Raw genomic sequence first — 20,267 nt, 5'->3', positions numbered from 1 at the left:
CCCTCATTTATTCGTAATCATCTATGAGTCCGTCCTGATTCAAGTTTTGAAAGAAATCTAGGAACGGCTTACCATATTTACGGAATTTCACTTCTCCAACACCTTTAATCTTCAGTATCTCTGACTCTGTCTGTGGACATACCACACTCATCTCACGCAGTGTTGCATCATTAAATATGATGTAGGATGGAACACGTTCCTTACCTGCAAGTTCACGACGAACGAGACGTAATTGTTCAAACACCGTCTCATTAACGGCCGATGGCGAGTCATCACGACCTCTATTCCTGACATATCCTCCTGCTGCTGTTCCGCTCGTCCGCGTTGGACGGGCTACTCGCTGCATGACCTGTCGTTGCCCTTTGAGTACTTCTGCAGCTAGAGGTTGTAGCTTCAATACGGGATACTGTCCTTCAGAGAGGGAGAGATATCCGTCCGAAGCCATCACATTAATCACTTCCGAAATATCCTTCTCCGTTCGATTGGACATCATCCCATAGGTTGGTAAGCTTTCGAAACCGTACTGCAATACTTTTTTATTCCGAGACCCTTTGAGCACAGAGGCTACCATGGATACACCAAATCGCTCACGCATACGGTGGATGCAGGAGAATATCTTCTGCGCATCCACCGTCATATCGACTAGCTCCCTCTCATCCGTACAAGAACTACATGTACCGCAGGGCTTGTCCTCATGTATCTCACCGAAATAATCTAACATCGCATTACGCAAACAGCGGTTAGTATAACAGTAATCTAGCATCTGCTGCAATTTGCGATAATCATTATGTTTGCGCTCATCATCCATCTGGTTCTGCTCAATCAGAAATTTCTGGGTCATGATATCCTGCCCACTGAACAAAAGGATACATTGGCTCGGTTCACCATCACGCCCCGCACGACCGGCTTCCTGTACATAGGCTTCCATATTCTTCGGCATGTTGTAATGGATGACGTAACGAACGTTAGATTTATCAATACCCATTCCAAATGCATTGGTCGCAACGATCACTCGAAGATCATCGTATAGAAATCCTTCCTGACTAGCTGCTCGATCTGCATCACTCATCCCCGCATGATAGCGGCCTACAGCAATGCCAGCGCTCTGAAGCCGCTCCGTTAGTTGATCTACATCCTTGCGTGTCGCTGCATAGATTATGCCTGTTTCATGGGCATGCTCAAGCGTATAAGTCATAACAAACTCACGTTTGTTCTCACCTCGTAGTACGGACATAGCCAAATTATCCCGTCCCAGACCCGTAACAAATACTTGTGGTTCCTCGAGACGCAGCAATTTCACAATATCATCCATGACTCCGGGAGTAGCTGTTGCAGTGAATGCAGCTACGATTGGCCGTTGTGACAAACCCTCTACAAATGGGGCAACAGCCAGGTAACTTGTGCGGAAATCATGCCCCCATTGAGAAACACAGTGTGCTTCATCTACTGCTACACAAGAAATGGGGAGATAAGACATTTCTTCACGGAACCAATCCAGCTCTAATCGCTCGGGAGCCACATACAATAGCTTAAGCTCTCCCTGCGCAGCAGCTCGAATTACTTCATTCACTTCTTTTCCACTAAGCGTACTATTAATAAATGCCGCAGAGATGCCCGCTGTTGTCAGTGCATCCACTTGATCCTTCATCAAAGAGATTAGCGGTGATACGACTATCGTCAGTCCGGGAAGCATCAATGCTGGGATTTGGTAACAGATGGACTTCCCTCCACCCGTTGGCATAACGCCCAGTGTATCTCGGCTATCTAATAGGCTTGATACAATATTTCTTTGACCTTCACGAAAATCCGGATAGCCATAATATTTCTGCAGATAATCCTGCGCTCGATCCAATGTCATTGCTTCCATTATCATCATGATTAACTCCTTACTATTTTGCTTGGTCTTGCAATACCGAACAAGCTATTTTCCTAGTTATACAAGTTTACTGGGGTTTGATGGATTGAGCAACCTTAGTTGAGGATTATGACGTTCTCTTGCATGGCATTACACCATTACTCATGGTATTATTGGACAGTAAACCACATGAGGATGGAGAATTCACGATATGAAGAATAAACAACGTTCTGGCCAAGGCCAACAACAATCTTATAATAAAACTAAACCCAAAGCATCACATCACAACAAACAAGCTCCTAACAAGCATTATACAGTGAATGAAAACTCTGAACTATTGGCATTCTTGCTAAATACGTTAACGAATATCGGACGTAACTCTGTTAAATCCATGCTCGCACGGGGACAAATCTTCGTGAATGGACGTGCGGAGACGGCTTATAATTTCCCCCTTCAATCGGGTCATACTGTAATGGTCTCTAAAGATAAGATCGAAGAAGAGATTCCACTTATTGGACTTCGCATTATGCATGAGGATGAGGACATTATTGTCGTATACAAGGAAGCAGGCCTACTGTCTGTTGCATCATCGAAAGAAACTGAGCTGACGGCTTATCGCCAAATTACCGCTCATGTTCGAGAAAATAATCCAAACAATCGTATTTTTGTCGTCCATCGTCTTGATCGCGACACCTCAGGTGTCATGATGTTCGCCAAGAATGAGGAAGTGAAGCAGAAACTTCAAGATTCGTGGCAGGATATGGTCAAGGAGCGTACTTACATTGCATTGGTTGAAGGTAAGATTAAGAAGCCTGAAGGAACAATCACATCATGGCTCAAAGAAAGTAGCACATTAAAAATGTATTCAAGTCCTTATGCTAATGACGGCCAGTTAGCCATTACACATTATACAACCATTCAGACTAACAGCTACTTCTCCCTACTAAAAGTGAACCTCGAAACAGGGCGTAAGAATCAAATTCGTGTCCACATGCAGGATCTCGGTCATCCTGTCGCAGGAGATAAGAAGTATGGAGGTAAGACGAGAACGATCGGAAGAATGGGCCTTCACGCACAAGTGCTAGCTTTTGAACACCCAACTACAGGTGAGGTTATGACCTTCAAAACAGAGATCCCAAAAACTTTCCTTCATCCTTTCCGAGCTACACCCACTAATTAATTTCATTCATGAGAAACATTATCATTTAGAATAGAGATATGATACAATAGTGTTCGAATCCACCTGGTTGAAAAGGAGTAGAACATATGAATACTGTATCTGCGCAACACATCTCTTTGCAAATTGATGACTATTTAGACCTATTGAATCTCGCAAAAAGAGTCGAAGATCTTAAATGGCAAAAAGAAATCATTCGCAAACTCGAAAGAATGAACCATTCTACCTCTTTTTCTAACATACATCATTTCGAGCGCAATCATGTTAACCATTAATTGAGACTTTATACTTTTAAAATATGCTGATTCACAATTCCAATCTATAGAAAGGAGCATGCCGTTTGTATAGGCATGCTCCTTTTTTTGTAATGAATATGCTCCGACCCTACGTTGAATGACTATAAACTGACCAATAACTACTGATCGTATGTAACAGGCCCATCCCACTCCAACATGCCGCCTGACATATTTATCACCTTGTATCCTAGCTCCGTGAGATATTCGCAAGCTCTAGCGCTACGGCCACCGCTTCGGCATACTATAAGCGTTAATTGATCAGAGTCTAGCTCTGTATGACGTACTGGTAACGTCCCTAGAGCGATGTGTTTAGCTTGTGGAATATGTCCTGATTCCCATTCATCATCTTCACGAACATCAATAATCTCAAACTTATCACCTTCATTTAACTTTGCCAGAACCTCTTCAACATCCCATTCTTGGATGGGTAAATTATTCATATTTTTCACTCCTATTAACTCTTGTTAAATTACTGTATATCACCTTTATCATCGTAACACAATTTGTTCTCATTCCAAAAGAGGCAGACCATGATTGGTCTGCCCCTCTTAAAGTTTGCTATTATCCTTCGAGCAATAACGATTCAGGATCTTCAAGCAATTCCTTCACTGCAACTAAGAATTGTACAGCTTCGCTACCATCCACGATCCGGTGATCATAAGAAAGTGCGATATACATCATTGGGCGATTTTCCATTGTATCTTGGTCAATCGCAATCGGCCGTAGCTGGATTTTGTGCATTCCCAGAATACCTACCTGAGGTGTATTAAGTATCGGAGTAGACAATAATGATCCGAATACCCCTCCATTAGTAATTGTGAAAGTACCACCTTGAAGCTCTGAAATACTTAGTTTATTTTTACGCGCCTTGCCTGCCAATTCACTGATTTGTCGCTCAATCTCCGGGAACCCTAAACGGTCCGCATCACGTACGACAGGAACTACCAAACCTTCTTTGGCTGAAACGGCAATTCCAATATCATAGTATTTCTTAACAAGAATATCTTCCCCATCAATTTCTGCATTCAGAAGAGGATGTGCTTTCAACGCACCTACAACAGCCTTTGTAAAGAATGACATAAACCCAAGATTCACATCATGCTTCTCTTGAAAAGCTTGCTTACGACGTTTACGAATATCAAGAATTGCAGTCATATCTACTTCATTGAAAGTCGTCAGCATAGCTGCAGTTCTTTGAGCTTCCACTAGACGTTTGGCAATCGTAACGCGACGACGAGACATCCGTTCACGTACCATTGGCTTGGAACTTGCAACTACAAATTCCTGTGCCGAAAGATTCACTCCACCTGTACCACCTTGTCCATCTCCAGAACGCTTCACCTGATCACTCGGAACTTCTGAATGATTACGAACGTTTTCTTGATAAATACGCCCCTTCGAATCTCTATCCTGTACTTGTTCAAGTTCAATGCCACGCTCACGTGCTAACTTTCGAGCTGAGGGTGAAGCGGCTAGAAAGGATGCACTTTCATTCACCTGAAGAGGTTCTGCTGATTTACTAGCAACGGTAGCAGAAAATTTCTCATCTGCTACTACCTTTTTCTTCTCATCGATGGACGTAGATTCTTCAGAAGCTACCTCTGCAGCAACACCAGCTTCTCCACCTGATTGAATCCGCCCAATCACTTCCCCAATTTGGACGGTATCTCCATTTTGTCGAAGTACCTTCTCTATAACTCCATCTATTTCTGCACTCATCTCTAAATTAACTTTATCCGTCTCAAGCTCTAAAAGGACATCACCTAACTTAACGGCCTCTCCTTCTTTCACATGCCATTTATAAATCGTTCCCTCGGTAATAGATTCTCCCATTGCAGGTACAATAATATTATTCAAATCTTCTACCTCCTCTTATAAATATCAAAGTTAATTATTCTGAGATTGGTTTAAACGAAGTGCCAACGAAATAATCTGTTGTTGTTCAAATAAATGAACTTTCTGATAACCACTAGCCGTACTAGAACGCTCTGGACGACCGTTATAAGCAACCGAAATCCCCTTAGGTGCAATAGCACGGATACGTGGTTCAATATAACGCCACGCTCCCATATTCTTTGGTTCTTCCTGTACCCATACGATCTCTTGTAGTTTCGTTAAGCGGTCTAATACATTCTTGATATCTTGCTCTGGGAATGGATACAGTTGCTCTACACGTACAATGTGTAACCAACCAGGACGCTTATCCGTTTCATTATCTAACGCCTCTTCCATTTCAACCGCGATTTTCCCCGAGCATAGAATTAAGCGTTCAACATTCTCTGGTATTTCTCCTAACCCACTTTGCTCCAATATCCGATTAAAGGTCCCCTCAGTGAAGTCCTGACTAGGTGACGTTACTCTAGGATTCCGAATTAGACTCTTCGGAGACATCATGACAAGCGGTCTTGCTTCCTCTGTATTCGTCAGTGCCGCTTGACGACGTAATAAATGGAAGTATTGAGCTGCAGTAGTCAGGTTCGCAACAATCCAGTTATCATCTCCTCCAAGCTGGAGAAAACGTTCAAGCCTCGCACTAGAGTGTTCTGGTCCTTGCCCTTCATATCCATGAGGTAGTAACATCACTAAGCTTGATTTCTGTGACCATTTAGAACGTCCTGCTGAGATGAACTGATCCATGATCACTTGAGCACAGTTAGAGAAATCACCATACTGCGCTTCCCAAATGACAAGCGTCTCAGGTGAGAATACGTTATAACCATACTCAAATCCTAATACGGATGCTTCAGATAAGGGGCTATTATGAATCGCAAAGGATGCCTTCGCTTGCGGCAATTCATGTATTGGACAGAATGTAGCGCCTGAATCAGGATCATGCAATACGAGATTACGATGAGCAAATGTCGCACGTTCCGCATCTTGACCACTAATTCGAATAGGTGTACCATCCGCAATAATTGTTGCGAAAGCTAGCGTCTCAGCAAGTCCCCAATCTACCTTTTCACCTTCATCCAGGGAATTCTCACGACGTTCAAGGATTCGCTGTAATTTAGGATAGACCTTAAATCCTTCGGGGCGCTTCAATAGCCCTGCATTAATCTCTTGCAGTTCATCTAATGGTACTGCAGTATAAGTTATCTGCGCCGGATCTGGCACCATGACAGCGATAGTCCGATCTGTAGCATTCTGCACATCATCGCGTTTCATCTGCTCGTAAGCTTCCTTCAAACGATTCAAGACACTTTCCTTAAGCTGTTCAGCCTGTTCTTCCGAAATCAAGCCCTTTTGAGATAGCTCAGAACGGTATAGAACGCTAACTCGTTCGTGACTTTTCACTTTTTGATATATTAAAGGTTGCGTTGTTTCTGGGTCATCTGTTTCATTATGTCCATAGCGACGATAACCGATAAGATCAATCAGGAAATCCTTCTTGAACTTATTGCGATACTCACTCGCCATGCGAACTGCCGCAATACATGCTTCAGGATCATCCGCGTTCACATGAATAATCGGAATTTCATATCCTTTAGCCAAATCACTAGCATAATGAGTGGAGCGAGAGTCCTTGCTCTCTGTTGTAAATCCTAAATTATTATTTACTATAATATGAATAGTTCCACCGTTCTGATAACCTGGCAACTTCGTAAAGTTCAACGTTTCTGCAACAATTCCTTCTCCAGGAAAAGCAGCATCGCCATGAATGAGTATCGTTGCCGCTTTATTCACATCTTGTCGAGGATATCCAGGCTGGGTGCGATCTTCCTGAGCTGCCCGTGAATAACCCTCAACTACAGGATTCACAAATTCCAAGTGACTCGGATTGTTTGCTAATGTGATTCTAGCTTCCAGCTGACTTCCTTCTTTCAATAGGCGATTAGCTCCTAAGTGATATTTAACATCACCCGTCCATCCATAACTAATACCTGTAGATCCCTCTGATGGAATCAATTTTTTATTTGGAGAATGGTGGAATTCCGAGAAAATATTCTGATATGGTTTGCCTAGTACATGGGCGAGTACGTTCAATCTCCCACGGTGTGCCATCCCCATCAAAACATGCTCCGTACCGTTATCTACCATAGATATCAACATTGCATCAAGCATAGGAACGAGTACATCGTTTCCTTCAATGGAAAAACGCTTTTGTCCAACAAATGTACGATGAAGGAACTCTTCAAACTGTTCTACTTGAAGTAACCGTCTTAAGAGAGCTGTCCGCTCATCTATGCTTAATTCCACTCGCGGAGATTCTGCTTGACGGTTTAACCAGACACGTTCTTCTTCCTCATGAATATGACTGAATTCATAAGCAATTGTTCCTGTATAAAGTTCACGCAACTTCACAATAGCATCCCAACCATTAGGTACACTCTCAGGCGCATGGTGCCATATTAAGGAAGATGGAAACGCTTTTAAATCTTCCTTTGACAAATTATACCTTTCTGATTCTAGCAAGCTCGTGTCCAGAGCAGGTCGAAGCCCTAAAGGATCAATATCTGCTGCTAGATGTCCATAGGCACGAATATTCCATACTAACTTCCCGGCGTCTACACCCTTTTTCAGCAGGTTGCGATCCCAAGATATCCGTTCTGTAGGTTCCTTGGGACTACTAACTTCATCAGCAATTGTAGGTGGTGCTCCCCATAAACTAAATAAATGTTGAAAGGTCTCATCAACAGATTGAGGATTTCTCAAAAATTGATCATACTGTTCCTGAACATAACCAAGATTGGGACCATAATAAGTTTGCCAAGGATCGCTTGTGTGTTGCTTATTCATTAGCATTGTCGGATATACCTCCGTTATGAACTATGATAGTTACATGGTGAATAGAAAATCTCATAAATCATTAATACATCTAGTATAGCCCTTTAAACACAATAGCTAAAATAGTCTTTTCATATTGTTATCATCTAATAAACAGATCAATCAAATAATGAGTACTTTGGCTTTATTTTCATTATTTGCTATACTCAACATTATCATCGACTACATTATGATTAATCCTTGTAAGCTTGAAAGGAGACGTTCAATCATGTCCTCATTCTTTAGCTCAGATAATACCCATACTTTCCATGCGTACGCCACAGCACATCTAATTCAGATCAGCATTCTAATCGCTTTATCTCTGTTATTATTCATATTCAGAACTTCTATTAAAAGAGAGCCTTCCATCAAAAAGATAATTCGTTATTGGATCGCTGGAATTTTGATCGCTTCAGAAGTCGCACTAAATATTTGGTACGTTGCACAAGGAATATGGAATCCTCGAACAAGCTTACCTCTTGAATTATGTAGTATTACTTTGTTACTAGCTATAATCATGCTTTTTACTAGAAGCCGTTTATTGTACTCCATTGTTTTTTTTGCTGGAATTACAGGAGCGCTACAAGCTGTACTTACACCAAGCTTAGATTTTACATACCCGCATTTTCGTTTTCTACAATTTTTCGTAGCTCATTTCGCTATTATTCTCTCAGCACTATATATGACCTGGATTGAGGAATACAAACCCACATGGAAGTCAATTGGAACCGCCTTGATCTCCTTAAATATTCTCGCTGTTATAGTTGGTTCTATCAATTACATCATAGGTTCTAATTACATGTTTCTTATGCGTAAACCAGCCAGCGCATCTATTCTTGATATTTTGGGTCCGCATCCTTATTATCTATTGGCAGAGCAAGGAGTTGCGCTTCTTTTCTTCACCTTGCTACATCTACTATTCTTCGTATTACCTGATCGTTGGAAGCGACACACGACAAGGAGAAGTACGAAAGCCAATTTACCACTATGATAAAGGTAGTTCAAAAAGGACTATATTACAAAAATAGAGCCATGAACTTTATTTCGTTCATCGGCTCTATTCATTGATAGTCTTAACGTTTAGGAATAGATATTGTTACTTTATCATCCTTTAATGGCTCTCCGAAATTCGGTGTCCCATCATTATTCCAATTTAATATTTGAGCCCGTGTATGACGATTGGGATCGTATAAAGGATCTCCTACAATTTCTTTGTAGTTACGAGCGTGATAGACAAAAATATCTTGTTTGCCATCTGCCGAGACAGTAAAGCTATTATGCCCTGGTCCGTATTGCCCTACCTGCTCATTGGTTTGAAATACCGGTTGCTTCGACTTAACCCATGAAGCGGGATCAAGCAGATTCGCATCATCCTTTGCCGTAAGAAGCCCCATACTGTAATGATGGTCTGTAGCGCTAGCTGAATAACTCATGAATATCCGACCATTCCTTTTTAGTACAGCCGCCCCTTCATTCACCTTAAACCCAATCACTTCCCACGAATATTCAGGGGTACTAATCATCGCTTGTTCACCACTGAGAGTCCATGGATTACTCATCTCAGATATATAAAGGTTGGAATTACCCTCGATTGCTAGATCTTTCTGAGCCCATACATAATATAGTTTTCCTTTATGTTCAAATATCGTTGCATCGAGTGCGAAGCTTTCCCATTTCGTCCGAACCTGTCCCTTCTCTATCCATGTTCCTTCGAGAGGATTAGCAGATTCATTCTCTAATACATACATCCGGTGATCGAACAAACCTTCCTTCGTCTCACTTGTGTGTGCAGCAGCAAAGTAAATGTACCACTTGTTATTAATATAATGAAGCTCAGGAGCCCAAATATTAGCGCTTAATATTCCAGTATCACGCTTACGCCAAGCAACCACTTGCTCAGCACTCTCCAATTCTTGAATAAACTCCGCGCGACGAAGCTCAATACGATCGTACTCTGGTACCGAGGCGGCAAAATAGTAATATCCATCAGTATGTCTATACACCCAAGGATCAGCACGTTGCTCCACTATCGGATTATTTATGTGTCCACTCTTCTCCATGTCTTTCTCTCTCCTTCTATATATATGTTTCATGGATTTCTCTCAATCAATATACTTTATTAAGTGTCTAGTTTAACCTTTAATGCCTGAATTCAAATTAATGGATTGAACAAAATATTTCTGTGCAAACAAGAACAACACAAATGTTGGAATAATAGCTATAATCGCCGACCCCATTAATTGTCCAATCATACGATAATTCCCATAAATATCTTGCAATAAAAGTAATCCAGCTGTTATTGGCATTTTATCTACATCTGTATATACGATAACTGGCCAGAGAAAATCATTCCAAGATCCAGTAAAGGAAAATAAGGCACACACGATCAATATCGGTTTTATTAAAGGTACTATTACTGAATAATAAATTCTAAAGTCACCCGCACCATCCATTCGAGCAGACTCATCTAATTCTTTAGGAAGACCGTTCATGAACTGTCTGACCAAAAATATATTTCCCATTCCTGCTAAACCAGGGATAATCATAGCCCATGAGGTATTAACCCAACCTAACGCATCAATGATTTTATAGGACGGAATTAGATTAACAACACCTGGAAAGAAGGAGATACCCAGTAACGTAAAAAACAACATATCTCTACCTTTAAACTTCATTCGAGAATAACCATAACCCGTGATTGAAATAACAAAGACCACTAAAAGAGTATGCAAAGTTGCAATGAATACCGAATTCATTAACCAACGCATTATTGGTGCAGTAGATGTGTTGTTTAGGATGGTGACATAGTTATCAAAAATCCACTTTTCAGGTAATAATCTAAATCCGGTAGATACCACTTCCGTTTGTGATCTAAACGATGTAGCGACCCCATATATTACAGGAAATGCAAATATTACACAAAGTAAAATCAAAAATAAATATGCACAATATTTAGATATATTACCATCAGACGATATCTTCCCCTTGACCTTTGGCAATATAATCGGGTTATTATTCGATGCATGTGACACTTGGTTTGGCATTTGTTACACCTACCTTTTCTGTTTCCATTAAATTACTCACCGTAAATCTACGAAGCATTTCGATTCATCACATAATATTGCAGCGCTGAAATAACCAAAATAACTAATCCCAGTAATACTGCCATCGCTGAGGCCATTCCGGCAATTGATTCGCCGTTACCAAAAGCTAATTGACGAATATACATCATCAATACATGTGTACTTTGTTGTGGCCCACCCTTCGTCATCATTAACGGTTGACCAAATACATTAAATGCCCCAGCTGTTGTCATAACAAATGTGAAAATTAATGGAAAACGAATAGAAGGTAAGGTAATACTAAAGAATCTTCGAACTGGTCCCGCTCCATCCATTTCTGCTGCTTCATACAAATCCTGTGCTACACCGCTTATGGAAGCACGATAAATAATCATGTTTCCTCCGACTCCACCCCATACCGTTAGTACAATGATAATAAGCCAAGCATAAGGTTGATGTGCTGCCCAAACCGTATCCGAGCCCAATATATTCCCTGTAATCCCCAATTGCTTATTAAAGATCAAGGACCAGATGAGTGCAGCTGCAGATATAGAGATTAATCCCGGTATATAAATAATAGCTTGAATGACATTTTTCATTTTTACTTTTCTATGTTCTAATGCAACAGCAACCATTAACGGAATAATAATTAATAGGGGAACACTGGCTGCAACAAAGATTAACGTATTTTTCAGACCATTATTAAATTGAACATGGAAGGTTGATTTATTGTCAAAAAGGATCCTTTTGTAATTATCAAGACCTACCCATACCGGATCACTCATTAAATTCCATTTCGTAAATGAAGCATAAATCCCATAAATTGTAGGCAATAAGATGAAGATAGCAAATAAAATAACATGTGGACCTACAAAGAAAACAGGTGCTAAATTCAACTTCTTTTTCATAGGCATTCTATTTCTCCTTTTGTAAAAGTAATGTGCCATATCGGGCACATTACTTTACAATCTTTTCAGTTTCAGCTTACTTTGTTCCACTGCTACTTTCAGATATCTTATCTTCAACAAATTTTTGCATGGTCTGTAAAGTTTCGTCGATATCAACGTTACCACGAACGATATCCGCACAATACGTATCTACTGCCTCTGCAATATATGGATAGTATTCATAAGTATAAATGTAAAGGGATTGAATTTCTTTTTCATTTGATGTAAAGAAGGATTGCATATAGTTCTGGTACTCTGGACTATGGTTAACTACGTTACTTGCTACGTTTTGTCCAGCCTTAGCCCATTCCATTGAATTTTCACGAACATATTCTAAAAAACTAGCAATACCAACTTCTTTTTCATCTGTTCTTTTATCGTTCTTTAGCATAGCGAATAAATGTGAAGAAGATCTGTTAGTAAACTTATCAGGAGTAGGAGAATAAACATTTGTCACCCCGAAGTTCAATCCTTCAACTCCAGCATGTGCATTAGAACTCCATGTACCATCTGTTGAGAATAGTACGTTCTGAGATTGGAACATCAAGTATCCATCTTCACCAAATGGCGTCATCAAGCCAGCATCGGATATTTTTTTAACGTTTTCAAAGGCTTGTTTGAACACTGGCGTATTAACAGCTGGTTTACCATCTACTTGGACATCTCCGCCTAAGTTTTGAATTTGTGCCAAGATGACCCAGCCTAACAACGCATCATTAACGACATAGTCACCTTCATCCAATTTCCCTTGTAATGAAAGCATCTCATCAATCGTAACAACATTATCATCTAGGAAAGATTCCACATTATATTTTTTAAGCAAATCTTTATTGTAATACATTACATTACTATGAATATCTAGCGGGACTGAATATTGAGTTCCTTCTATCGTACCGGTTGACCAGGCTTGGGGTAAGTAATTATCTTGTTTTAATTCGGGTTGTGATGCCATTACAGATGTCATTGCTTCTAATGAACCCTGTTTAACAAATCCAGGAACACGGTCCGCGTGTATGATGGCTAGATCAGGTACACCTTTGCCAGATGCCAACACCGTGGAAACTTTAGTATACATATCTGATGTAATAACATGTTTAACTTTGACCTCAGGGTTAGTTGCATTGTAGTCTTTAACAATTTGATCCATGTTAGCGCCATCATCACCTGTTAGCGGAGTCCAAAAGGTAATTGTATTTCCCCCGCCATCACCACCACATCCAGCTAAGATTGTTGTAAATAATAAAATAAGTACTAATGAAGCCCCCAATTTTCTTCTCAAATATTTCTCCTCCTAAATATGTTGTATTTGTTTGGACAATCATTCACGAAAAGTGCCTTCGCAAATAATTACTTGAGCTAAGTATACAATCACGCTGAAAGCGTTGTCAATAACATTTATATGAATCATATTTATATTTGTATCATGTAAATTAACTTATTAGTTAATTAGCTAATTGAAAATAAGTCCCTATAACATACTAATTAATATATACATTAATTAGTATACAACTTAATAATGTTTATGCTATTATTAGTAAGAGTTAATCATCTTTCTCAAATCAATGAAATAACTTGAAAGAAGTGAATAATATGCAACTGGAAATAGACAAGTCTTCTCTCATTGTTTACGAAGCTTTAGCAAGTGAAGTTCGAATAAAAATAATACAGTTACTCTCAAAAAACAAAATGAATATAAAAGAGTTGGCTCAGGAACTTGGATTAAGTAGTCCTATCATGATAAAACACATTCAAAAATTAGAAGATGCAGGGATCATTAAAACGGAGAAAGTCCCCGGAAAACCAGGGCAATCAGGCCACCAAAGAATTTCCATCTTAAGAGTAGATCATATTGAAATTAATTTTCCTAAGAAAATATTCCATTCGTTTGCATCTTATGAGACATCGGTTCCTATCGGTCATTATACTGATTATGATTTGAAGCCAACTTGCGGGCTTGCTACGGAAAAGGAATTTATCGGAAGAGTTGACGAACCGAGGTACTTTATGGACTCCAAAAGAGTGGATGCAGAGATATTATGGTTCACCCAAGGATTCGTCCAATATAATATTGCTAACTTTTTGAAAAAGGAAGAAGAACTACAACAATTTGAGATTAGCTTGGAACTTTCTTCTGAATTTCCATTTTCAAATGATGTATGGCCTTCTGATATCACGTTCTCCTTAAACGGTTTGGAATTAGGCACTTGGACGAGTCCTGGTGATTATGCCGATGCAAGGGGGAAATTCACACCTGAATGGTGGCCACACAATATCAATCAATATGGATTGCTAAAAACGATTAGAATAACAAACCATGGAACATATATTGACGGTGACCCCATGTCTCAAGTTTTGATTGAGGATTTAGATACGACTTGCGACAGATGGACCTTTCGAATCGAAGTTAAAGAAGATGCAAAGCATGTTGGAGGAGCGACGATTTTTGGGAAAAAATTTGGAAATCATGATCAAGATATATTGTTTAAATTGTATTACCTTTAACATTACATTCTTCCTTGTGACCTATTGTTTGGCCATATCCGAGAAAACACGCTACCAAACGCACATAAAAAGGTTGAGCAGAATGACCCTGCTCAACCTTTTTATTATATTTCTCTAGCCATTCATTATTCACGTTCAATAATGATAGACTTCGTATAATTATTCCACTCTATTGTAGCACCTAACGCATCGGATATGAATCGAAGTGGTACATAATAAGTTCCTTCATAGTTCATAACAGGCTCAGCAAGCTTCACCTTTTCACCATCTACAAGTGCTTGGTTAGAACCGTTCTTAAGAACAATAGTTGAACCTGTCAAATCATCAATAACTGTAACTTGCTTCAACGTATTATCCCATTTCATCTCAGCATCCAACTGTTCAGCAACATGTCGAAGTGGTACCATCGTCGTTCTATTCACTTCGATAGGAAGAGAATAATCATAGTACCAACCATACTCTTCATCCACTAGCGTTTCTAGAATGACATACTTGTTTGTAATACTCATATCTTCTTTTAAGAAACGATACGCCTCAGATTGACCTTCAAAATTACGCAGAAGTGCTCCAGGAGTAATCTGATCCACAGCTAATACATCTAACTCCAAAGCTCCTTGAGTCGTGTCTACTTTATTTATAGTAACAGGCTCATTCACACTCCAGATTTCACTTCTAGAATGAATCTTAACTTGCTTCACTGGAATTCCTTCCATAATTGGAAGCTGAACGATAAGATCTACATTTTGCTTACGTATCTGTAGCTTGTTATCAAACATAATATCCATTGATAGTACTGTATCTTTACTAAAGACTTCATTCAATAATGGCTCTTCCTTAAAGATATCGTTTACGTCACTATCATAATCTGTAAGTAGTTCTTTCAGTGCCTTTTGTAATTGATTCGTCAAATAAATCACGGTCGCTTCTTTATCTTGGATAACACTTTCCCATGAAGCGAATGGTGATACTTCGTCCTCGAAATATTCTTCTTCTAAATATTCCTCGCTATACATGTTTAATCCAGATTCATAAATAGGATAGTACACATCATATAACGTACTAATTAATTCTTTGACCCCTTCTTTATCCTCAGACACACTCGTCAGGAAGGATTTAGCGAGACCCACCAATTCATCTCCACGAACATCCACATGAAGCTTCTTCAGGGTTAGTTTCTCTCCATACACCGTATCTGTTACGGATGACAAGGTGATTGACTCTGGGTTAGGCGCATTCTTGAAGAAGAAATCACCTACATCTGTTATCAATTTAAGAGATTGTTCAGTAGAGGGTTGCAGATTAGCTAACTCCACGCCATACTCTGAGTTCAATGTATCGAGAGCTATAGAGATCGGTTGTTTAGCTCCTTCGACCCAAAAAATCATTTCTTTCTTATCGACAGATACATGGAACGGCACCTTTTTTCCATCTAAGCTTAATGTTCCTTCTACAGATGCAGTTGATGCATCCTGCATTTTCACATGGTCAATACTTAATGAGAATGAGTTCAATAAATCAATTATTTCCTTATCTTCTTCACTAATTTGCCCGAGTGCAGGTACAATTTCAATTGAAAAGGTTTGTTTCGATTCTGAAGATTTGACCGCATAGCTATCTACCATACTTTTCTTAATATCCAATCCCCCGACAGATTGACATCCTGATAATACAACAAGCATGGATGCCAGTACTGAAGCTATTAACCATTTGATACGTTTCATTTCTTTCCTCCTCAGTAAACTTAAGTTACATCTATTTACCAAGTATGCCTGCGGATAATTATTCTGTAAAGAGAAATTCCCTTATTTATTTCCTCACTTCATATATAGTTCAAGTTGCTCTTCACTCCAACGCCATAAATGCTCGGCATCCTGCTTATTATTAGCACGCGCTGAAAGTTTCCTCATTTCTTGACGATAGAAATATTCCCCACTTACTCCCGTAACTTCAGGCGACGTTGCTAGATATATAGCTGATTGAGATCCTTCCTTTGGAGTCAGAAAGAATGGACGTAACAAGGAGTATACTTGTTTACCGAATCCCGTCTTACGGTCAATGCCAAGATTAGTCATGACCGCACCAGGGTGCAAGCAATTGGCTGTCACTTGAGAATCCTTTAACCTTTCAGCCAATTGCTTGGTAAACAGAATATTCGCCAGTTTAGATTGTGCATATCCTTTGACAACATGATATCTTTTCTTTAAAGTTGGATCATCGAAATGGATTTTCCCAACCTTGTAAACTCCAGAAGAGACATTCACAATTCGACCTTGTTCGGCATTCTTCAGTCTATCTAGCAACAAGTTTGTGAGTAGGAAATGCCCTAAATGATTAATACCCATATGTATTTCAAAACCATGCTGCGTGTATTCATGCTTCAATGAGACCACACCCGCGTTGTTAATGAGTACATCCAAAACATCAAATTTCCCTTTGAAATTAACCGCTAGCTTACGGATACTATCCAGATTGCCTAAATCCCCGAGCATCCATTCGATACTCTCTGACCCACTCTGTCTCATAGCCTCTTCATGAGCTAATCTAGCTCTTTCTTCATTCCGGCAGACCATGATGACATGAGCCCCTCTTTGGGCTAATTCAATGGATGTAGCAAGTCCCATTCCTGAATTAGCCCCGGTCACCATGACGACTTTATTTCGCATTTAGCATCATCCTCCTATTTAAGGGTAAAAGTAGAAGCAATACCTTAGTTTCTCTACATGCTAATTGTACACTACGAACTACCTGTATAGCGCTAGTCTCTTCCTCATTTATAAGTAGAAGTTTATAATACAATTAGATATACGCGCTTTTCCACTTTGCTATGAGAATACGAAAGGATGAATATAAAATGAATGAAAGATTGATTGAACTAGATACTGCTATGCATCAGCAAGGATTGGATGCCTTGATTATTACTGATCCTAAGCATATATACTACTTAACAGGCTTTGCTAGCGACCCGCATGAACGATTCTTGGGCTTAACGCTTATGAATGGAGAGGAACCTGTATTAATCGTACCCTCTCTTGATGCTGAAGCGGCTCATGCTGCATCCTCTGTTCAGAACATCATTACACACTCTGATACAGATCATCCATATACACTACTTAAGAAACAACTTAGAGAGAATATTCACGCCCTCGGCATTGAGAAAGATCAGCTAACAGTCTCTCACTTTGAGCTTCTTCAAGAATCTATTGGTGCACAGTCATACCATGATATTGGTCCTATACTCCAAAGCATGCGAGTAAAGAAGACACCCGAAGAAATTATCCGAATGCAACATGCCATCAACCTGATTGAAGAGGTTCTCCGTCAAAGCCTGACTCATGTTCAGGTTGGTGTAACTGAAATAGAGTTAGTCGCTGAGATTGAATATTTGATGAAGAAGCTTGGCGCAGACGGTCCCTCTTTCGAAACGATGGTGCTTTCTGGACCTAACACGGCTCTTCCCCATGGAATACCTGGACAACGGAAAATTCAGAATGGTGACTTAGTAATGTTCGATATGGGTGTATTTGCAAATGGCTATGCTTCTGACATTACACGCACATTTGCAATTGGAGACATCAGTCAGGAACTTACGAATATTTACAATGCCGTACTTGGTGCCAATCTACAAGGTATTCAATCCATTCGCCCAGGAGTAACATTAGCATCTGTGGATCAAAGCGCTCGTAGCGTTATTGAACGCGCGGGATATGGTCCTCAGTTCATGCATCGACTTGGACACGGACTAGGTATGGATGTTCATGAATATCCTTCCGTACATGGCAACAATATGGATCTAGTTCAAGCCGGTATGGTATTTACGGTAGAGCCAGGAGTCTATGTTCCCGGTATAGGTGGAGTACGAATTGAAGATGATATTGTCGTAACTGACGATGGGGTAAATGTATTAACCTCATTCCCTAAAGAGCTAACTATCATCGGTTAATAACCACAAGAACCTGACGGAAAAACTACCGTCAGGTTCTTTGTTATGGAAATGGATCAGAATATCAATGTATCTACAAAAGAAACCAATGCAACCCTCTGCTTTGGTTTCTCATGTATTGGATTATAAAGACCCTACTTACTTAAACTTGTGTAGCATCTAAATCTATATTACGGTTATTGTATACTTTCTGGTCATTCTCTTTTAATATTTTGCTAGAAATAAGACCTGAAGTCATGGAATCATTCACATTCAGTGCAGTACGTCCCATATCAATTAGAGGTTCCACGGAAATTAGCAGACCCGCTAATGCAACAGGTAAGCCCATCGTAGAAAGGACAATAAGTGATGCAAAGGTAGCACCTCCACCGACTCCTGCCACACCAAAGGAACTAATCATAATAACCAGAATCAATTTCACAATAAAGCCCCAGCTTGTTGGATCTATACCTACTGTTGGAGCAATCATCACTGCGAGCATGGCTGGATAAATTCCAGCACAACCATTCTGACCAATGGTGGCCCCAAAGGTAGCTGACAGATTCGCGATCCCTGTAGATACTCCGAGTTTCCTCGTTTGAGTCTCTACATTAAGAGGAATGGTAGCTGCGCTAGAGCGTGAAGTAAATGCGAATGTCAGCGTAGGCAGTACCTTTTTGAGATATACAAGCGGGTTGAATCTGAATAGCGTGATCAATATTAAATGAATAATAAACATAACGATCAAAGCTACATATGATGCGATTACGAAGTTAATTAGCTTTAATATTTCTTCAACATGAGTCGTAGCGATAGTTTTGGTGATCAACGCCAATATACCGTACGGAGTCAATCTCAACACAAGGGTAACCATTCGCATAACAACAGCATACACCGCATCGATCAAATCGCGGAAGACTTGTGCCTGCTTAGGCTTCTTACGATCTATTCCAAGAACTGCTACACCGATAAAGGCAGAGAATATAACGACAGCAAGTGTAGAAGAACTACGGGATCCCGTCATATCTGCAAATGGATTCTTCGGAATAAATTCAAGCATTTGCTGCGGAATAGATTTATCTTCAACAACACCAAGTCTATCCTCTAATTTCAAACCCTGTGCCTGTTCTCTGTCACCGCTCTGAATATCAATCGTCTTTAAATCAAAGCTCAGCGTGGTGATAATACCTACAGATGCCGCAATCGCAGTCGTAATTAGAAGAACTGCAATAATAGAAAAACTCATCTTCCCAAGGTTCTTAACACCGTTCAAATTCATGATAGCAGAAATGATTGATACCATAATTAGCGGGATCACGATCATTTGAAGCAAACTCACATAACCATAACCTACCAAGTTAAACCATTCCGTGGACTTCCCTATAACATCGGAATCTGGTTTAAAGAACAATTGTAGAATAACTCCAAATATAATTCCCAACCCTAAACCTGTAAACACTCGCTTCGTGAAGGAAATATGTTTCTTTTGCATCCATACGAGTAACCCGATCAGTAACAGCATGACTACAATGTTAATAATAATCCATAGCATTTCCATTAAATACTCCCCCAAAAAATTAAAATATATCGCTAAACAAATAAGTCACAGTATTAATATTTTTTATCATAACATATAGCTGAGTATTTTGATAGGATTAGTTTAATATCAAAATAACAGTTATTTACACACTACTTAAAGGGTTAATTATTATTTTATTCTTTATCCTAATAAGTCATACCCTATA

The 20,267-nt window shown here is 39.7% G+C and carries 16 protein-coding genes; 5 read left to right on the top strand and 11 right to left on the bottom strand.

Annotated elements, in window-relative coordinates; all coding sequences use genetic code 11:
* Window positions 1–7: 7 nt before the first annotated feature.
* Window positions 8–1,873, bottom strand: a complete 1,866-nt coding sequence (recQ, locus tag AC1TO8_RS09800) for a DNA helicase RecQ (RefSeq protein WP_482055667.1) — start codon at window positions 1,871–1,873, stop codon at window positions 8–10.
* A 193-nt stretch (window positions 1,874–2,066) separates the two neighbouring features.
* On the opposite strand from recQ, the gene AC1TO8_RS09795 reads away from it, so the two are divergent.
* Window positions 2,067–3,035: an RluA family pseudouridine synthase gene (locus tag AC1TO8_RS09795; RefSeq protein WP_482055424.1), complete on the top strand. Its 969-nt coding sequence runs from the start codon at window positions 2,067–2,069 to the stop codon at window positions 3,033–3,035.
* 86 nt (window positions 3,036–3,121) lie between these two features.
* Entirely contained in the window at window positions 3,122–3,307 is a 186-nt protein-coding gene (locus AC1TO8_RS09790; RefSeq protein ID WP_482055423.1) for a hypothetical protein, read from the top strand.
* A 140-nt stretch (window positions 3,308–3,447) separates the two neighbouring features.
* On the opposite strand, the gene AC1TO8_RS09785 is transcribed toward AC1TO8_RS09790, so the two are convergent.
* The 3 genes from AC1TO8_RS09785 to AC1TO8_RS09775 form a co-directional block, all read right to left on the bottom strand.
* The gene (locus AC1TO8_RS09785) at window positions 3,448–3,768 is read right to left on the bottom strand and encodes a rhodanese-like domain-containing protein (protein ID WP_482055422.1); all 321 of its coding nucleotides are present in this window, start codon (window positions 3,766–3,768) and stop codon (window positions 3,448–3,450) included.
* 121 nt (window positions 3,769–3,889) lie between these two features.
* A complete protein-coding gene (odhB, locus tag AC1TO8_RS09780) occupies window positions 3,890–5,185 on the bottom strand; it encodes a 2-oxoglutarate dehydrogenase complex dihydrolipoyllysine-residue succinyltransferase (RefSeq protein WP_482055421.1) in 1,296 nt (431 codons plus the stop codon).
* 30 nt (window positions 5,186–5,215) lie between these two features.
* On the bottom strand, window positions 5,216–8,071 hold the full coding sequence (locus AC1TO8_RS09775) for a 2-oxoglutarate dehydrogenase E1 component (RefSeq protein ID WP_482055420.1): 2,856 nt from the start codon (window positions 8,069–8,071) through the stop codon (window positions 5,216–5,218).
* A gap of 250 nt (window positions 8,072–8,321) precedes the next feature.
* Here AC1TO8_RS09775 and AC1TO8_RS09770 point away from each other — a divergent pair, with 250 nt between their 5' ends.
* A complete protein-coding gene (locus AC1TO8_RS09770; RefSeq protein ID WP_482055419.1) occupies window positions 8,322–9,083 on the top strand; it encodes a YwaF family protein in 762 nt (253 codons plus the stop codon).
* A gap of 82 nt (window positions 9,084–9,165) precedes the next feature.
* Here AC1TO8_RS09770 and AC1TO8_RS09765 read toward each other — a convergent pair whose 3' ends face one another.
* The 4 genes from AC1TO8_RS09765 to AC1TO8_RS09750 form a co-directional block, all read right to left on the bottom strand.
* Window positions 9,166–10,152 (bottom strand): glycoside hydrolase family 43 protein, encoded by a 987-nt coding sequence (locus AC1TO8_RS09765; protein ID WP_482055418.1) that lies wholly within the window; start codon window positions 10,150–10,152, stop codon window positions 9,166–9,168.
* 72 nt (window positions 10,153–10,224) lie between these two features.
* Window positions 10,225–11,136: a carbohydrate ABC transporter permease gene (locus AC1TO8_RS09760; RefSeq protein WP_482055417.1), complete on the bottom strand. Its 912-nt coding sequence runs from the start codon at window positions 11,134–11,136 to the stop codon at window positions 10,225–10,227.
* Between the two features lie 47 nt (window positions 11,137–11,183).
* Complete coding sequence (locus AC1TO8_RS09755) at window positions 11,184–12,062, bottom strand: carbohydrate ABC transporter permease (protein ID WP_482055416.1); 879 nt, start codon at window positions 12,060–12,062, stop codon at window positions 11,184–11,186.
* 76 nt (window positions 12,063–12,138) lie between these two features.
* On the bottom strand, window positions 12,139–13,380 hold the full coding sequence (locus tag AC1TO8_RS09750; RefSeq protein WP_482055415.1) for an extracellular solute-binding protein: 1,242 nt from the start codon (window positions 13,378–13,380) through the stop codon (window positions 12,139–12,141).
* 311 nt (window positions 13,381–13,691) lie between these two features.
* Here AC1TO8_RS09750 and AC1TO8_RS09745 point away from each other — a divergent pair, with 311 nt between their 5' ends.
* Window positions 13,692–14,603, top strand: a complete 912-nt coding sequence (locus AC1TO8_RS09745; protein WP_482055666.1) for an ArsR/SmtB family transcription factor — start codon at window positions 13,692–13,694, stop codon at window positions 14,601–14,603.
* Between the two features lie 125 nt (window positions 14,604–14,728).
* On the opposite strand, the gene AC1TO8_RS09740 is transcribed toward AC1TO8_RS09745, so the two are convergent.
* Window positions 14,729–16,324 carry a copper amine oxidase N-terminal domain-containing protein gene (locus tag AC1TO8_RS09740; protein WP_482055414.1) on the bottom strand — a complete coding sequence of 532 codons (1,596 nt, stop codon included), beginning with the start codon at window positions 16,322–16,324 and terminating at the stop codon, window positions 14,729–14,731.
* A gap of 93 nt (window positions 16,325–16,417) precedes the next feature.
* Entirely contained in the window at window positions 16,418–17,266 is an 849-nt protein-coding gene (locus AC1TO8_RS09735) for an SDR family oxidoreductase (RefSeq protein WP_482055413.1), read from the bottom strand.
* Window positions 17,267–17,454: 188 nt separating this feature from the next.
* Between AC1TO8_RS09735 and AC1TO8_RS09730 the strand changes: the two genes are divergently transcribed.
* Window positions 17,455–18,543 carry a M24 family metallopeptidase gene (locus AC1TO8_RS09730; RefSeq protein ID WP_482055412.1) on the top strand — a complete coding sequence of 363 codons (1,089 nt, stop codon included), beginning with the start codon at window positions 17,455–17,457 and terminating at the stop codon, window positions 18,541–18,543.
* Between the two features lie 142 nt (window positions 18,544–18,685).
* Here AC1TO8_RS09730 and AC1TO8_RS09725 read toward each other — a convergent pair whose 3' ends face one another.
* Window positions 18,686–20,080, bottom strand: coding sequence for an L-cystine transporter (locus AC1TO8_RS09725; RefSeq protein WP_482055411.1), 1,395 nt, complete (start codon window positions 20,078–20,080; stop codon window positions 18,686–18,688).
* Window positions 20,081–20,267 lie beyond the last annotated feature (187 nt).

The sequence above is a fragment of the Paenibacillus sp. Y859 genome (assembly GCF_056786405.1).
This window is presented reverse-complemented; position numbering and strand designations above follow the sequence as displayed.